The sequence below is a fragment of the Streptosporangium sp. NPDC050284 genome, assembly GCF_044459525.1.
GTDB lineage: Bacteria > Actinomycetota > Actinomycetes > Streptosporangiales > Streptosporangiaceae > Streptosporangium.
In genome coordinates, this window is sequence record NZ_JBITIZ010000022.1 from 1 (window position 1) to 16212 (window position 16212).

12 protein-coding genes are annotated in these 16212 nt (G+C 69.7%); 6 read left to right on the forward strand and 6 right to left on the reverse strand.

What is annotated here, in order from left to right; translation table 11 throughout:
- Window positions 1–183: 183 nt before the first annotated feature.
- The 4 genes from ACIBH4_RS34845 to ACIBH4_RS34860 form a co-directional block, all read right to left on the reverse strand.
- A complete protein-coding gene (locus ACIBH4_RS34845) occupies window positions 184–1431 on the reverse strand; it encodes a phosphodiester glycosidase family protein (RefSeq protein ID WP_362500989.1) in 1248 nt (415 codons plus the stop codon).
- 353 nt (window positions 1432–1784) lie between these two features.
- Window positions 1785–2180: a cupin domain-containing protein gene (locus ACIBH4_RS34850; protein ID WP_362500991.1), complete on the reverse strand. Its 396-nt coding sequence runs from the start codon at window positions 2178–2180 to the stop codon at window positions 1785–1787.
- A gap of 9 nt (window positions 2181–2189) precedes the next feature.
- On the reverse strand, window positions 2190–3815 hold the full coding sequence (locus ACIBH4_RS34855) for a PucR family transcriptional regulator (RefSeq protein ID WP_362500993.1): 1626 nt from the start codon (window positions 3813–3815) through the stop codon (window positions 2190–2192).
- A gap of 211 nt (window positions 3816–4026) precedes the next feature.
- Complete coding sequence (locus ACIBH4_RS34860) at window positions 4027–4812, reverse strand: TetR/AcrR family transcriptional regulator C-terminal domain-containing protein (protein ID WP_362763850.1); 786 nt, start codon at window positions 4810–4812, stop codon at window positions 4027–4029.
- Window positions 4813–4866: 54 nt separating this feature from the next.
- Here ACIBH4_RS34860 and ACIBH4_RS34865 point away from each other — a divergent pair, with 54 nt between their 5' ends.
- The 5 genes from ACIBH4_RS34865 to ACIBH4_RS34885 all read left to right on the forward strand — a co-directional run bounded on the left by ACIBH4_RS34865 (window position 4867) and on the right by ACIBH4_RS34885 (window position 12360).
- Window positions 4867–6378, forward strand: coding sequence for an MFS transporter (locus tag ACIBH4_RS34865; RefSeq protein ID WP_362500997.1), 1512 nt, complete (start codon window positions 4867–4869; stop codon window positions 6376–6378).
- Between the two features lie 366 nt (window positions 6379–6744).
- Window positions 6745–8043 carry an aspartate aminotransferase family protein gene (locus ACIBH4_RS34870; protein WP_362500999.1) on the forward strand — a complete coding sequence of 433 codons (1299 nt, stop codon included), beginning with the start codon at window positions 6745–6747 and terminating at the stop codon, window positions 8041–8043.
- Complete coding sequence (locus ACIBH4_RS34875) at window positions 8040–9545, forward strand: CoA-acylating methylmalonate-semialdehyde dehydrogenase (RefSeq protein ID WP_362763853.1); 1506 nt, start codon at window positions 8040–8042, stop codon at window positions 9543–9545. The genes ACIBH4_RS34870 and ACIBH4_RS34875 overlap by 4 nt, the downstream gene beginning before the upstream one ends.
- A gap of 151 nt (window positions 9546–9696) precedes the next feature.
- The gene (locus ACIBH4_RS34880) at window positions 9697–10935 is read left to right on the forward strand and encodes an extracellular solute-binding protein (RefSeq protein ID WP_362763855.1); all 1239 of its coding nucleotides are present in this window, start codon (window positions 9697–9699) and stop codon (window positions 10933–10935) included.
- Window positions 10936–11133: 198 nt separating this feature from the next.
- The gene (locus tag ACIBH4_RS34885) at window positions 11134–12360 is read left to right on the forward strand and encodes a saccharopine dehydrogenase C-terminal domain-containing protein (protein WP_362501006.1); all 1227 of its coding nucleotides are present in this window, start codon (window positions 11134–11136) and stop codon (window positions 12358–12360) included.
- A gap of 161 nt (window positions 12361–12521) precedes the next feature.
- On the opposite strand, the gene ACIBH4_RS34890 is transcribed toward ACIBH4_RS34885, so the two are convergent.
- Entirely contained in the window at window positions 12522–12764 is a 243-nt protein-coding gene (locus ACIBH4_RS34890; protein ID WP_362501008.1) for a hypothetical protein, read from the reverse strand.
- Between the two features lie 529 nt (window positions 12765–13293).
- Window positions 13294–14646, reverse strand: a complete 1353-nt coding sequence (gene gabT, locus ACIBH4_RS34895) for a 4-aminobutyrate--2-oxoglutarate transaminase (protein ID WP_362501010.1) — start codon at window positions 14644–14646, stop codon at window positions 13294–13296.
- 98 nt (window positions 14647–14744) lie between these two features.
- On the opposite strand from gabT, the gene ACIBH4_RS34900 reads away from it, so the two are divergent.
- Complete coding sequence (locus ACIBH4_RS34900; RefSeq protein WP_362501012.1) at window positions 14745–16205, forward strand: PucR family transcriptional regulator; 1461 nt, start codon at window positions 14745–14747, stop codon at window positions 16203–16205.
- Window positions 16206–16212 lie beyond the last annotated feature (7 nt).

Below are 16212 nucleotides of genomic sequence, written 5' to 3' on the forward strand. Positions count from 1 at the left end.
ACTGCACCGGGGACGGTGTGGGAGAGTAGGTCACCGCCGGACAATCTTTTACGAAAAGGGCTCCCACTGTTTGGTGGGGGCCCTTTCGTGCTTTCCAGGGTCTTTTCCTTTCAATAGATCCGGGCAACGGAGAAGCCCCGGTCCTTCAGGACCGGGGCTTCTCCGTTACACCGCTGCTTCCCGTCAGGGGGTGATGAAGAGACCGTCACCCACGGTTCGCTCCGCGCCGTCCGAAGGCCGGTTCACGGCCTTGTGGTTGACGACCATCACACTGGAGCCGCCGCCGTCGAAGTTGATGGCCTGCTTGGCTCCCAGCCACCGCATCAGCTGGGCGGCCTCCACCATCGAGGCGCCCACGCTGACGCCGGGGTTGCGTCCGTCGACCGTGGCCAGGATGAGCCCGCCCGACTTGTCGACGCCGACCATCGTGCGCGGGTGACGCCGGAGCATCATGTTGATCGAGGCGTGTCCGTCGGCCGCCGCAGTGATGCGCACCCGGCCGTTCCTGACCAGCCCGACCCCGCCACCCATGATGTGTGTCTCCGGGGTGAGCGGTATGGCCCGCTGTGTGCGCAGGTCGATCACCTTCCCGTCCACCTTCATCCAGGTTCCCTGCCCGTGCTCCTGGAGCCAGACGGCTGCCAGGCCGGTGCCGTGGAGCAGGTAGGTACCCCGGGCGACGATGCCGCCGGCCTGACGGACCTTGATGACCCTGCCGTCGGCGGCGTTGACGACGACCTCGATGCCGCCGTCGGTTGCTGTCTTGCCGCCGAACTCCTCGGTGTAGAGGACGAGCTCCTCGGCCCCGGCGGCCCGGTTGATGCCGTTGATCTCGGCCTTCGTCCCGTCGGAGGAGATCGCGGTGACCGTGGTCTTCAGCTCGGTGATCCGCGCCTTGCGGCCCTGGGTGATGACGAGACCACTGCGCCCCGGCACGGCCTCGCTGAGGAGCCTGCCGCCCACGACGGACACACCGACCGGGTCGCCCTGGAGCGCCTTGGCCGTGTGGATGTTGAAGAACCCGCCGTTGACCCCGGCGATGGCGCCGGCCAGCTTCGACATCGAGCTGGTGCTCTCACGCTTGGCCACGCTCTTGCCGACGCTCGTCTTGAAGGAGCCCTTGAACAGCTTCGGGTTGACCATCAGCACGCGCATGTCCCAGGGGCCGGTGGTGTCTGTGCCGTCGTCGCCGAGATAGTCGGTCTTGGCCCGGACGCCGGCCGCCTTGAGCTCCTTCACGACCTTGTCGGCCTTGGCCCGCTGGCCGAACGACCACAGGCCGGTCCTCACCATGTAACGCTCCACGGCCGGAGCGTCCGAGGCTGCGGGCTGCACGATTCTCAGGATCTCAGGGGCGAATCCGGCGTCCTCCATCGCCTGAGCCACCGTCTGTGCCGTGACCAGGGAACCGGAGTCATGCCCGTTGGGCATAAGAGCGGAAACTGTCCACCCTTGGGTGGATTTGCCGTGTTTCACACTAAAAAGGGTAATTCCCGGTGCCACGCTCTGCTGCTTCTTAACCGGCGCCATACTCACACCCAGCGGGAACGCGGAGGAGGGAAACCCGACACTCGCCTGTTTCGCCTCGGCGGGAACCGCCACAGCGGTGAGTGTCAGAGTCATCAATCCAGCGACAAGGTGTCGCGACATGTGCATCTCTCCCCGTTGGTCTCCGATTTCGTGAACCATCGTGCCGAGATCTACGGGTCAAGGGGAGTGAAACAGGTGAAACATCCCAAGAAAGTGTTGTTGCTCACGCTGAAGGTCCCGCGTACCTGATTCCGTCAGCCCACGCAGTGATACACCTTGCGCAGCGTCTCGTGGACGATCCAGACGGTCTTGGCGCCCTCGGCGAGCAGGCAGACCGATCCGGGCACGAGCTCCAGGGTGGCGCCGCCGTCGATTTCCAGCGTGGCACGGCCGGACAGGACCACGAACATCTCGTCACGTTCCACATCGACGACCGTGCCTGGCGTGATCTCCCAGATGCCCCGGCTCTGCCTGCCGTCCGGTGAGGACCACAGCTCGATCGACGAGACGCGCGGAGAACCCGCCAGGATCTGGTGGGGCTCCAGCTCCTCCGGTGACAGCCGTACGTCGTCGGTGGGGACGGAGAACGCCCCGGCGGCGGCGACCATCCGGGTCAGATCGGCGGCCTCGGGAACGAAGATCTCGGGCATGGGGACCTTTCAGGAACGGGGACTGTCTCTCCGGAAGGACTCCAGAGCCAGGAGGGCGACGTGGAGGGAGAGACAGGATTCGACATCGTCCAGATCGGTGTCGAGGACGCGCTCCAACCTGCGGAGACGGTCGTAGAAGGCGGGTCTGGACAGATGGGCTCTCTGGGCGGCGACGGCCTTGTTGCGGCCCGAGTCGAGATAGACCCGCAGGATCCCGGTGAGATCGCCGCCGCGCTGGGCGTCGTGGGCGAGTAGCGGCCCGAGTTCGCGCTCCGCGAAGGTCTGCAGCCGGGCGTCGTCGCGCAGAAGATGGAGCAGGCCTCTCAGGCGAAGGTCGGGCAGCCGGTAGAAGGCGCGGCCGTCGGGGTGCCTGACGGCCACGTCGGCGACCTGCTCGGCCTCCAGGAAACTTCTCCGTACGTCGCGGATCGACTCGACCAGGGAGCCGGCGGCGAGGACGAAGGGGACGGTGAAGGCCGCACGCAGGTGATCGGCGAGCGTGGTCAGCGCGGCCTCGGGGAGGACGCGCGGCGGAAGGGGGAGCAGGACGCCGACCCGGTTCTGATCCAGGGCGCCGACGAGGGCGGGAAGGCGGGCCTCGCGGCAGGCGGCGGCGGCCGCGTCCGCCAGCTCGCCGAGTTGGATGAGCTGCTCCTGGCCCTCGAGCGGCTTGTCCGCGGTCTCGGCCAGGCGGAGCACCACGCTGATGAGTTTGCGGCCGGTGAGTGACACACCGACCGCGCGGGCGCGTGCCGCGGCCTCCTCGGGGTCGGCGTACGCGTGGGTGAGGATTCCGGTGATGATCGTGCCGTGCGCCTGACGTTCCAGTGACTCCTGGTGGCGCTCCAGCAGGCGGCCCAGGGCGAGGGTGGTCGCGGCGCGCTCGGCGAGCACGATGTCGCGCGGCCCTGGCTCCGTGTCGCAGAGGATGATCAGGCGGCCCCAGTCCTGGCCGCGTGCGCCGACCATGGTGACCAGCCAGCCGGAGGCGGCGTCGTAGGCGGTGCGCAGGTCGGGTGCGACCGCGCGGGAGCGGGTCTCCCAGCCCGCGAGCAGGGAGCCGGTGTCGCGGCCGGCGGTCTCGCAGGCCAGCACCTGGTGGGCGAGGTTCTCCAGCAACGCGGGGCGCCCGGACAGCCTCGCGACCTGGCCCAGGACATCCGCCGGAGAGGCGCCCTCGACCGACAACTCGGTGAAGACCTCGTGCAGCTGCTCGGAGGCGCGGAGCTCCTCCAGCTGGATGTCGATGATCCGGGCGTGCACCGACTCGGTGATCTGCACGAACGGTGTCTCCCTGGCCAGGGTGACCAGAGGCAGGCCGTGAGCCTCGGCGGCGCGGACCACGGCGCCGGGCAGCTCCCCGATGAACTTGCGGCCCAGTTCCACGATCAGCCCCGACGCGCCCACGGCGACGAGCTCGCCGATGTAGTCGGCGAGCTTGCGGGGATCGTCGGGTAGGGCGATGCCGGTGGTGAGCACGAGCTCGCCTCCGCGCAGCAGGTGGGCGATGTCGGTCACCTCGCCCACGTGCACCCAGCGCACCCGGCTGTCCAGCCGGTCGGCCCCCGCCACGACCCGTGGATTGCCCCGACGGACGGTGTCCAGGGCGAGGACGTCGGCGACAGTAGGGAGCACCTGTCGAGAATATCCGATCAGCATGTAAGCGCGAGGGGGTCACGCTTTACAGCCTGTTTGCCCCACCCTCCCCGCCACCTGCTTTCTCCCCGCGAGGGGGTCACGGCTCGACTCCTGTGGGGGCGGTCCAAGGATCGAAGAGCCGCGCCGCGACGGTCCATCCGACGGCGACCCCATGCTCCATCGCCGCCCCTCACCCGCTCCTGCGTGCCTACCGGCGCAACTCCCCGGTTTCTTCGAAGTCCGCACCAGGCGTCGAGCGGCCCCGCGGCGCCGGAGGTGGGGCGGCGCGCTTCAGGCGGGCCTCCAGTCCGTCGAGGAAGCAGGTCAGGCCGAACTCGAAGTTGAGCGCCCTGGCGGCGTCGACGTCCATGCACCGGTACTCGGCGTAGCGGGCGGCCAGTCCGGGGTAGTCGGCCGCCGCCTTCTCCACCACGGGCTGCAGGGCCTCGTTCAGTTCGTTGGAGTTGAGGCCCGCCTTGGCGGTCATCGCCCGCCAGGAGAGTTCGGGCGCGGTGACCCCGAGCACGTACGCCAGGAGCGTCGAGGCGGCGTGGTCCTGGTCGAGGCCGCGGAACCCGGCGTGGTCGAAGGTGGTGACGAGCCGGTTCATCATCCGCATCGCGTTGGGGCCGATGGCGGGGGTGATCCCGATGTAGCCGATGACCCAGGGGTGCGCGAACAGCGCCTGGCGGATGGAGTACGCGAAGGAGGAGGCGGCGTTGCGCCAGCTGGTCTCCCGGACGTCCGGGATGTCGAACTCGCCGTAGACCTCGTCGAGGACCAGCTCAAGCAACTCGTCCTTGTTCGCCACGTGCCAGTAGATGCTGGTCGTCCCCGAGCCGAGTTTGGCGCCCAGGCGGCGCATGCTCAGCGCGTCCAGCCCTTCGGCGTCGAGCAGCTCCATCGCCGTGCGAACGATCTGCGCGCGGCTGAGGGTGGGGCTCTTCGCGGTGCGCTGTTCGCGGGTCCAGACGGAGCTGAATTGCTGTTCCACTCCTCAAGCATAAATCTTGTGGCACGCTGTTCGAGCTTATCGTACAGTGTGCGAGTGGAATCGAACACTGTACGAGTCGAACGTGATCCGAGGCGCTGGTGGATCCTCGGAGTGCTCTGTCTGAGCCTGCTTGTCCTCGTGGTGGACAACACCGTTCTGAATCTGGCGATCCCCGCCCTCATGGTTGATCTGGGGGCGAGCCCGGCGGACATCCAGTGGATCATCGATGCCTACGTCCTGGTCTTCGCCGGGCTACTGCTCACCTCTGGCAGCCTGTCGGACCGCTACGGTCGCAAGCGCTTCCTGATCATCGGTCTGGTTTTGTTCGGCGGTGCCTCGCTGCTCGCCGTGCTGGTCACCGAGCCCTGGCACCTGATCGGCGCCCGCGCGCTCATGGGCGTCGGTGGCTCCATCCTGATGCCGAGCACCCTGTCGATCCTGATCACCGTTTTCGACGAGGAGGAGCGCCGCAAGGCGATCGCCGCGTGGAGCGCGGTGGCGATGGTCGGCGTGATCGCCGGTCCTACGCTGGGCGGCTTCCTGCTCGAACACTACTGGTGGGGATCGATCTTCCTGCTCAACGTGCCGGTCGCGATCGTCGCCGTGATCGCCGCGGCGCTGCTGATGCCCGAGTCGCGCGGTCCGGCGAGAAGGCTCGACCCGGTCGGCGTCGTGCTGTCCACGACCGGCATGAGCGCCCTCGTCTACGTGGTCATCTCCGCGCCGACCGCGGGCTGGACCTCGGCGGAGTCGCTGGTCGCCGCCGGGCTGGCGGTGTCGGCGCTGGGGGCGTTCGTGATCTGGGAGCTCAGGACGGAGCACCCGATGCTCCCGCTGGAGCTGTTCCGCGACCGGAACTTCAGCGGGGCGTCGTTCTCGATCGTGCTGATGTCGTTCGGCACGGGAGCGCTGCTGCTGATGCTCACCCAGTACCTGCAGTTCGTGCTGGGCTACAGTCCGATGCGCGCCGGTCTCGCGCTGCTGCCGTACGCCGTGGCCGCCGCGGTGTTCAACGGGGTCGGCGCCGCGCTGGGGCAGAAGGTCAGCAACCGGATGCTGGTCGCCGTCGGCCTCGCCGTGATGGCCGGTGGGTTCGGGGTGCTCGCCGTCATGACCGCCGACACCGGGTACGGCCTGCTGATCACCGGTCTCATGCTCATGGGGGTCGGCGGGGGCCTCGCGGGGCCCGCGGCCTACGCGACGCTGATGGGGGCGGTACCGCCCGCGCACGCCGGCGTCGGGTCGGCGCTCAACGACACCGTCCAACAGGTCGGCATGGCGCTGAGCGTCGCCGTGCTCGGCAGCGTGCTGGCCGGGGTCTACACCGCGTCGATGCCCGACGACGCCCCGGCCGCCGCGCGCGAGTCGATCGGTGGGGCGCTGCGGCTGGGGGACGGGGGGGTGATCGAGACCGCGCGCGAGGCGTTCGTCTCGGCCATGTCGTTCGGCTCCTGGGTGGGGGTCGGCTTCACCCTCGCCGCCGCCACGCTGGCGTTCCTGGTGTTGCGCCCCGCGCCCGTGTCCGGAGCCGGTACGGAGGAGGGACTGGTGAAGGCGGGGAGCTGAGAGGTCGTCCAGGTCGTCGGCCCCGTGCGGCTCGCGCCACGCCAAGGATGGCGCGAGTCGCCGGGGGTCCGGGGCGGAGCTCAGGTCGCCTGCGCTTCGGCGCGAGCCGCACGGCTTCGTTGCGGGATGCGAGGGCGCCGTGGGATGCGAGCCGCACGACCGCCCGGTACCCCTCAGTGCCCTGCGGCCGCGTCAGGGACCTTTTCCCGGCGGAGCGGACGACCGCCTCCCGGTGCCCCCCAGTGCCTCGCGGCCCCCGGGGAGGGTGATCCTCACGGGCGGAGCTTGACAGTGTGCAGGGTTTGGCGGGGATATGCCGACATATTGTAGGTATGAGCGGTGGCCCCGAGAGGCGATACTCGATGTATGTCGGACCTCCTTGCGCGCCATCGCGCGGTAATGCCCAACTGGCTGGCCCTTTACTACGACGAGCCCATCGAGATCGTCTCGGGCAAGGGAAACCGCGTCGTCGACGCGTCGGGCAAGAGCTATCTCGACTTCTTCGCGGGCATCCTGACCAACATGATCGGGTACGACGTGCCCGAGGTGCGCGAGGCCGTCGAGCGGCAGATCGCCACCGGCGTGGTGCACACCTCCACGGTCTACCTGCTGCGCGGTCAGGTGGAGCTGGCCGAGAAGATCGCGAGGCTCTCCGGCATCCCGGACGCGAAGGTCTTCTTCACCAACTCCGGCACCGAGGCGAACGAGACCGCCCTGCTGCTGGCGACCTACGCGCGTAAGTCCGACCAGGTGCTCGCCATGCGGCAGAGCTACCACGGCCGCTCCTTCGGAGCGGTCAGCGTCACGAGCAACCGCGCGTGGAAGAACAACTCGCTGTCACCGCTGAACGTGCACTTCCTGCACGGCGCCGACCGGCATCTCACCCGGTTCCGCGGCCTGTCCGACGCCGACTACATCGCGGCGTGCGTCGACGACCTGCGCCACGTGCTGTCCACCGTCGTCGCCGGCGACGTGGCGGCGCTCATCGCCGAGCCGATCCAGGGGGTGGGCGGTTTCACCATGCCTCCCGACGGGTTGTTCGCCGCCTACAAGGAGGTCCTCGACGCCGAGGGCATCCTGTTCATCTCCGACGAGGTGCAGACCGGCTGGGGGCGCACCGGCTCGGCCTTCTTCGGCATCCAGAACCACGGCGTCACGCCCGACATGATGACCTTCGCCAAGGGGCTGGGCAACGGCTTCGCGGTCGGAGGCGTCGTCGCCCGCGGTGACCTGATGGACAACCTCCACGCCGTGGGCCTGGCCACCTTCGGCGGCAACCCGATCTCCATGGCCGCCGCCAACGCCACCCTGGACTACGTCCTCGACCACGACCTGCAGGCGAACGCCGCGAGGACCGGCGCCCTGATCATCGACGGGCTCCGTGAGGCGGCGCCGAGGCTGCCGATCGTCGGCGACGTCCGTGGCAAGGGCCTGATGTTCGCCGTCGAGCTGGTCGACCCGGCGACCGGCGAACCCTCGCCGGCCCTCGCCACCCGGTTCATGGAGGAGACCAGGAAGTCCGGCCTGCTCGCGGGCAAGGGCGGCCTCAAGGGCAACGTGCTCCGGATGGCCCCGCCGCTCACCCTCTCCCTCGACGAGGCCGCGGACGGCCTCGGGATCATCGTCAACGCGCTCGAAACCATCAACGCCGAGGTCGTCTCGTGAAGAACGTCACCCACTGGATCGGCGGAGGCTCCGTCGAGGGCTCCGGCCGCACCACGGAGATCTTCGATCCCGCGACCGGGGAGGTCGCGGGTCGCGTCCACCTCGCGTCCGTGGGCGAGGTGGACGAGGCCGTGGCCGCCGCCGTCGAGGCCTGGCCCGCGTGGCGGGACGCCTCGCTGGTCAAGCGCTCGCAGGTGCTGTTCCGCTTCCGGGAGCTGATGTACGCCAACCGCGACGAGCTGGCCCGTCTCATCTCCGAGGAGCACGGCAAGGTCCACTCCGACGCGCTGGGCGAGGTCGCGAGGGGCCTGGAGGTCGTGGAGTTCGCCTGCGGCATCCCGCACCTGCTCAAGGGCGGTTTCTCCGAGGGCGTCTCCACCCGGGTCGACTCCTACTCGATCCGGCAGCCGCTGGGCGTCGTGGCCGGGATCACCCCGTTCAACTTCCCGGCGATGGTGCCGATGTGGATGTTCCCGATCGCGATCGCCGCGGGCAACGCCTTCGTCCTCAAGCCGTCGGAGAAGGACCCCTCGGCGTCGCTGCTGATGGCCTCGCTGTGGAAGGAGGCCGGGCTGCCCGACGGCGTCTTCAACGTCGTCCAGGGCGACAAGGTGGCGGTGGACCGGTTGCTGGAGCACCCGGACGTGCGCGCGGTCTCGTTCGTCGGATCCACGCCCATCGCGAGGTACGTCTACGAGACCGGTACCTCCCACGGCAAGCGGGTCCAGGCGCTCGGCGGCGCCAAGAACCACATGCTCGTCCTGCCCGACGCCGACCTCGACCTCGTCGCCGACGCGGCGGTGTCGGCCGGTTTCGGCTCGGCGGGGGAGCGCTGCATGGCGATCTCCGTCGTGCTCGCCGTGGACCCGGTCGGGGACGAGCTGGTCGACAAGATCGTCTCTCGGGTCTCCGCGCTCACCGTCGGCCCCGGCGACGACCCGTCCTCCCAGATGGGACCCCTCGTCACCGGGGCCCACCGCGACAAGGTCGTCTCCTACCTCGACCTGGGTGTTTCCGAAGGTGCGAAGCTCGTCGTGGACGGCCGCCTGACCCCCGTCCGCGGGGGTGGCGCCGCCCAGGACACCGCCGGATTCTGGCTCGGCCCCACGGTCCTCGACCACGTGGCCGCCGGCTCCCGGGTCCACCGGGAGGAGATCTTCGGCCCGGTCCTGTCGATCGTCCGCGTCTCCTCGTACGAGGAGGGCCTGGAGCTGATCAACGGTGGCGAGTTCGGCAACGGCACCGCGATCTTCACCAACGACGGCGGCGCGGCCCGGCGTTTCCAGAACGAGGTGGAGGTCGGCATGATCGGCATCAATGTGCCGATCCCGGTGCCGATGGCCTTCTACAGCTTCGGCGGCTGGAAGGCCTCGCTCTTCGGGGACACCCACGTCCACGGGACCGAGGGCGTGCACTTCTACACTCGGGGCAAGGTCGTCACCTCCCGATGGCTCGACCCGAGCCACGGTGGCGTCAACCTCGGCTTCCCGACCAACGGGTAGCCTCCGACCCGCGAGGCCCGCGCCCCTCCTGCCGGGGCGCGGGCCTCGCGTCTTTTTCCCGCCCCTTTCCCGGTGTGACATGCGGATGCCCGGGGCGGGCGCGGGCCGGTAGGCTCCCGGCAGGTCGGTGGCGATGTCGGGAGGAAACCTCGTGGGCCTCGTAGGCAGGGACAGGCTTCGCCCGGCGCGTCTGGGAGCGCTGCTCGGAGTGGGCGTGCTGGCGCTCGCCGCCTGTGCCCAGGCGGGAGCCACGACCACGGCGAGGCCGATGCGCGGCCCCTCGTCCTCCGCGACACCCGTCACCCCCTCCGCGACGCCCACCGCCGTGACCCGTGAGGCCACTTCGAGCCCGACGCCTTCGCCGTCCATCGGCGAGGGCGAGGGCACGCTGCGGGTGCTCACCTTCCAGGGGTACGTCGAATACGGCGGGACCAGTTCGCAGGTCAACTGGCTCGCGCCCTTCGAGCGGGAGAGCGGCTGCGTCGTCAAGCTCGACCGGGTCCGTACGAGCGAGGAGATGGCCGTCAGGTTCGCCACCGGCGCCTACGACGCCGTCTCACCCGCCCCCGACCTGGCAGGGCTGCTGGTGGCGCAGGGGAAGGTGGCGCCGCTGGAGACGGCGTTGGTCGACGACTACCGGAGGATCCCCAGGCGCCTGCGCGAGCTGCCCGGTCTGCGCGAGGACGGCAAGGTCTACGGCATCCCCTACCTGTGGGGGGTCAACCGGGTCCTCTACGAGGAGGGCAGGCCCGAAAGGCCGTCGGCGCTCTACGAAACGTCCTCCGCGGCGATCAGGAACAGCCCGCTGAGCATCGCCGACGCCGCACTCGCCCTCGGCGGGAGGCGTCCCGAGTCGAAGAGGGAGGATCCGTTCCAGCTCACTTCCGCACAGCTCGACGCCGCCCTGAGGCTCCTCGCCGAGGGCGAGGGCGCCGACCGGGTTTACTGGGACGGCTCGCTCGACCTGGTCAGGGCCCTGTCGGCGGGACCGGTGCGGATCGCCCAGGCTCTCCCGTACCACCTGGACCTCTTCCGGCGCGCGGGCCGGCCGATGAAGGCGCTGGAGGGGGTGCCGATGACCGGGTGGGTCGACTCGTGGATGCTCGCGGCGAAGCCCGCCAGCCCCAACTGCGGCTACCGGTGGCTGAACTGGGTGAGTTCGGCGTCGGCGCAGCGCCCCGCCGCGGCCTGGACCGGGCTGGCCCCGGCCAATCCGGAGGCGTGTGGTGGTCACGCCCGCCGGATGTGCGAGATCTACCACGTTCGAGACAGCCGGTGGCTGCGCGATGTCGTCTTCGCCGCCCGCCCGACGCGCGACTGCGGGGGCCGTGGTGGGGAATGCACCGATTACACCGAGTGGGCGGAGCGCTGGAAGCAGCTCCTGAAGTGACCGGTTTCCCGCCGGTCCGAGCCTGAAGGGCCGCGGGCCCGTCCTTCCCTCCTCGCGACACTCGCCCCCAGTCATGCCCGTGTATCTCGTGTTTGGCCGCGCTTTTCGTTGTCTTGATCGTGTTTGGCGATGGATTCGGTGGGAAAATCATGCTCTCGATATCGACTGGTTGACCAGTCAGTGGGTAGTCTGGTCGCCATGAGAATCCTTCTTGTTGGAGCGGGCGGCGTCGGTTCCGCCGTCGTGCCGATCGCCGCACGCCGAGATTTCTTCGAACACATCGTGGTCGCCGACTCCCAACAGGACCGGGCCGCCGCCGTCGTGGCCAGGATCGCGGACCCGCGCTTCAGTGCCATCGGGCTGGACGCCTCCGACCGGGTGGCGGTCGAGGCCGCCCTCGCCGAGCATCGCTGCGACGTGCTCTTCAATGCCGTGGACCCCCGCTTCACCATGTCCCTGTTCGAGGCGGCGCTCAACGCCGGGGCCCACTACCTCGACATGGCGATGTCGCTGTCGCGACCGCATCCGCGCAGGCCGTACGAGCTGACCGGGGTGAAACTCGGCGACGAGCAGTTCGCCCTCGCCGAGGCCTGGCGGCAGAAGGGCGGCCTGGCGCTGGTGGGGATGGGGGTGGAGCCGGGGCTCGCCGACGTGTTCGCGCGCTACGCCGCCGAGCACCTGTTCCGGAGCATCGAGGAGATCGGCATCCGCGACGGCTCCAACCTGGTGGTCGACGGCTACGACTTCGCGCCGACGTTCTCCATCTGGACGACGATCGAGGAGTGCCTCAACCCGCCGGTGATCTGGGAGAACGGCGGCTGGCACACCACCGAGCCGTTCAGCGAGCCCGAGGTGTTCGACTTCCCCGAGGGGATCGGGCCGGTGGAGTGCGTCAACGTCGAGCACGAGGAGGTGCTCCTCGTGCCCCGCTACATCGACGCCAAGCGGGTGACGTTCAAGTACGGCCTGGGTGAGGAGTTCATCGGGGTCCTGAAGACCCTGCACAAGCTCGGCCTGGACAACGCGGACAAGATCAAGGTGGGGGGAGTCGAGGCCTCACCGCGCGACGTGGTCGCGGCCAGCCTGCCCGACCCGGCCACACTCGGCGACCGGATGCGAGGCAAGACCTGCGCCGGGACCTGGGTGAAGGGCGTGGGCAAGGACGGCCGGCCGCGCGAGGTCTATCTCTACCACGTGGTCGACAACGAGTGGTCGATGCGGGAGTACGGCTGCCAGGCCGTGGTCTGGCAGACGGCCGTGCACCCGGTGGTCGCCCTGGAGTTGCTGGCCACCGGCGCCTGGTCGGGCAGCGGCGTGCTCGGCCCCGAGGCGTTCGACGCGGTGCCCTTCCTGGAGTTGCTCAACGCCTACGGCTCACCGTGGGGCATACGCGACGAGACCGTCGAGACGCTCCTGTCCGCCTGACGCCCCTCCCCGCCGCCTCCTCGGCTTACTTCGTAAAGGCGTTCCGGGGATTCCGGCCGCACCGGCTTCGCGAGGGTGATCGGGGCGCCGACGGAGATCGCGGCCGTACCGGTGATCAACCGGTGCGGGGCCGCGGACTCGCACCGGTTGTCGGGAAGAGCTCAGAAGAAGGCCACGCGCCGGGGTCGGGAGCGGGCGTCGTCCTGCTGCGGTAGCAGCGCGTCGGCGCACTCCGGGCAGGCGAAGAGGGCCGTGCCGTCGGGGAGGCGGCCGATCCTGGTCCGCGGGCGGGGCCACTTCTTGTGGCAGGCCACGCAGGCTTCGCCCTCACGTTGGGTGCGGGTCAGTCCGTCGGGATCGAAGGTCATCGTGGCGTGTGCCGTTCTGGGCGGCCTCCAGTTCATCGTGTTCCTTTCAGCGCGGAGACCCCGCCTTGAGGCGTGGGAAGGAAACGCGGCAAGGCGCCGCACGGGTTGGTGGCATGCGCGCGCGGTGGTGACAACCAAGCCGCCGTACGCATGACCCGCACCACCCTCGCCGCCGGACCGGCGGAGAGGGAAAACGCCTGTGGAGTTGGGGTAAGACCTCAAAGGGAGAGTTTTTCTCCTGGCGGGCAACTGGCGGTGAAGCAGGAGCCCTAACCCGTGAGGGCAGGAATCCCCTGGCTTCGGTCGTGGGGAGGAAGCCGATTACATTCCTCCAGCGTGGTGACTCCTTGTTCTCTCCCGTGGCTCGGCCGCGAGGAGGACGTCGACACGTTTCCTGTCTTGATCGCGTACTTTCATATCGGAACCGTTATAACGCGGTCACGACCCGTGATCGCTGTGGCGGATGTCAAGCGGTGGTTAAATCACGGCCTACATGCGGGCCGTATAACGGCAAAAGGGACACTCGGCATCAAGCCGGGTGCCCCTTTTGGTGCGTTCTAAACAGTCAGGCCTCGTTCACGGCCTTCTCCAGGATCGCGAGACCCTCCTCCAGAAGGTGATCGGGGATGACCAGTGGCGGCAGGAAACGCAGCACATTGCCGTAGGTGCCCGCGGTCAGCACGAGCAGACCCTCGGCATGGCACCTTTTCGCGATCTCGCCCGCCGCCGTGGGGTGGGGCTCCCCGGTGCCGGGGACGACCAGCTCGATAGCGATCATGGCGCCCCGGCCACGTACGTCGCCGATGATCGGGTTTCTCTTCGCCATGGCGCGCAGCCGCGGAAGCATGGTCTCGCCGATGCGGCGGGCCTTCCCGATCAGGTCGTCGGCCTCGATGGTCTCCATCACGCCCAGCGCGGCCTCGCAGGCGAGCGGGTTGCCGCCGTAGGTGCCGCCCAGCCCGCCGACGTGGACCTTGTCGAGGATCTCGGCGCGGCCGGTGACGGCGGCGAGCGGCAGGCCGCCCGCGATGCCCTTCGCGGTGACGATGATGTCGGGCACGATGCCCTCGTCCTCGCAGGCGAACAGGTGGCCGGTACGGCAGAAGCCGGTCTGCACCTCGTCGGCGACGAAGACGATGCCGTTCTCGCGGCAGAACTCCAGGATCCTCGGCATGAAGCCCTTGGCGGGCTCGATGAAGCCGCCCTCGCCCGCGATCGGCTCGATCACCACGGCGGCGACGTTCTCGGCGCCGATCTCCTTGGTGATCTGGTCGATCGCCTGGGCCGCGGCCTCCTCCGCGCAGTTCTCCGGGCCGGTGGGCCAGCGGAACGGATAGGCGAGCGGCACCCGGTAGACCTCGGGTGCGAACGGGCCGAAGCGGTGCTTGTAGGGCATGTTCTTGGCCGTCAGCGTCATCGTCAGCAGGGTCCGGCCGTGGTAGCCGTGCTCGAAGACGACGACCGCCTGGCGGCCGGTGGCGTGGCGGGCGACCTTGACCGCGTTCTCCACCGCCTCGGCGCCGCTGTTGAGCAGGAAGGTGCGCTTCTCGTGGTCACCGGGGGTGATCTCGTTGAGTTTCTCGGCGACCCGCACGTACGACTCGTACGGCGTGATCATGAAGCAGGTGTGGGTGAAGTCCGCCACCTGCCTGCTCACCCGCTCGACGACGCGCGGGGCGGAGTTGCCGACACCGGTCACCGCGATGCCGGACCCGAAGTCGATCAGGGAGTTGCCGTCGGCGTCGACCACGACACCGCCCCCGGCGTGCGTCACGAAGACGGGCAGCGTGGTGCCGATGCCCGGCGGTACGGCGGCCTGCTTGCGCGCGAGCAGTTCGCGGGACCTCGGGCCGGGAATCTCGGTGACGAGGCGGCGCTCCTGCGGAAGCGAGGGGCCGCCCTCGGTGACGGTGCTCATGATGTGAAGCTATGTCGCCAATGCCGGTGTGCCGATGATGCGCTATGGCAAAATTGCGAAGAGCGGAATAGACATAACGTACAAAAAAGGGGGTGGGGATGGCGCCGACGCTGAACACCGTCGTACGGCGGCTCGCTCTCGGGCTCGTCGTCCTCACCGGGCGGGAGGCGCTCGACCGGCCGGTGCGCTGGGTGGCGGTCAGCGAGCTGGAAGATCCCACCCCGTTTCTTGAGGGTGGTGAACTGGTCCTGACCACGGGCATGCGCCTGGACGCCCGTAACGCCGGCCCCTACGTCGAGCGCCTGGTCGCCAGAGGCGTCGCCGGACTGGGATTCGGCGTCGGACTCGGGCACGAGACGATCCCCGAGGCGCTGGTCGAGGCCGCCACGCGGGCCGGGCTGCCGCTCGTCGAGGTGCCGCGCGACACCCCGTTCGTCGCCATCGGCAAGGCGGTGAGCGAGCTGATCGCCGCCGAGCAGTACGACGAGCTCAGCAGCGCCTTCGCCGCCCAGGGACGTCTCACCCGCGCCGCGCTGCGCCCGGAGGGCCCTCGCGCGGTGATCGACCGCCTTGCCCGCGAGCTGGGCGGCTGGGCGATCCTGCTCGACGAGGCGGGGGCCGTACGACATCTGGCGGGCAGAGGTGCCGCGGCGGCGGCCGGAGACCTCGGCCCCGAGCTGGAACGGCTGAGAAGGATCACGAGCCAGGGCGCTCCCGCGAGTGTGGCCCTCTCCTCGCCCGAGGAACACGTCATCGTGCGGCCACTGGGAGCCCGTCGGGTGAGGGGATTCCTCGCCGTCGGCATCGGCCGGTCCTTCACCCCGGTCGCGCACACCGTGGTCAACGCCGCCGCGTCCCTGCTCACGCTCACCGTCGAGCACGGCGTGGAGCACCTGGCCGCCGAACGCCGGGTCCGCTCCGCGGTGCTGCGGCTGCTGCTGGCCGGGCAGCTGGAGGCCGGGTGCGAGACGTTGGAGCGGCTCGGGGAGCGGTTCGCCGACGAGCCGCTGGTGGCGATCGCCTGCGCCGGGGAGCCGGAGGCGGTGCTCGAGGCCGCGGGGGCCGAGTTCGCGGCGGCCGACGGCGACAGGGTGGTCCTGCTGGTCCCGCCCGCGCGGGCCGACGCCGTGGCCGCGACGCTCGGCGAGTACGGCCCCGTCGGGGTCGGTGAACCGGTGGGTCTCGACGACCTGCGCGCGGGACTGGAGCAGGCCGACCGGGCGCTCGCCGCGGCCGGGCGCGGCACCGCGCCGGTGGCGCGCTTCGCCGACCTGGCGGGTCAGGGGCTGCTCTCCCTGCTCGACCCGGGCGTGGCGGAGGCGTTCTCCTCCGCGCTGCTCGCCCCGCTCAGGGAGTACGGCTCACGTGCGGATCTGCTCGGGTCCCTCCGCGTCTACCTGGACTGCAACGGCCACTGGGACGCGGCGGCGCAGCGGCTCGGGGTGCACCGCCACACTCTGCGCTACCGCATGCGCCGGGTGGCGGAGCTGGTCGGCCGCGACCTTGAGGATCCCGCCGTCCGCGCCGAACTCTGGGTCGCCCTCGCCGTCGCCAGGTGAGGGCGGG

Excerpts from the sequence above, each read along its gene's own strand:
- ACIBH4_RS34845 (WP_362500989.1), bottom strand. The coding sequence starts at position 1,431 with ATGCCCAACGGGCATGACTCCGGTTCCCTGGTCACGGCACAGACGGTG.
- ACIBH4_RS34890 (WP_362501008.1), bottom strand. The coding sequence starts at position 12,764 with ATGAACTGGAGGCCGCCCAGAACGGCACACGCCACGATGACCTTCGAT.
- ACIBH4_RS34870 (WP_362500999.1), top strand. The coding sequence starts at position 6,745 with ATGTCGGACCTCCTTGCGCGCCATCGCGCGGTAATGCCCAACTGGCTG.
- ACIBH4_RS34900 (WP_362501012.1), top strand. The coding sequence starts at position 14,745 with ATGGCGCCGACGCTGAACACCGTCGTACGGCGGCTCGCTCTCGGGCTC.
- gabT (WP_362501010.1), bottom strand. The coding sequence starts at position 14,646 with ATGAGCACCGTCACCGAGGGCGGCCCCTCGCTTCCGCAGGAGCGCCGC.
- ACIBH4_RS34885 (WP_362501006.1), top strand. The coding sequence starts at position 11,134 with ATGAGAATCCTTCTTGTTGGAGCGGGCGGCGTCGGTTCCGCCGTCGTG.
- ACIBH4_RS34850 (WP_362500991.1), bottom strand. The coding sequence starts at position 2,180 with ATGCCCGAGATCTTCGTTCCCGAGGCCGCCGATCTGACCCGGATGGTC.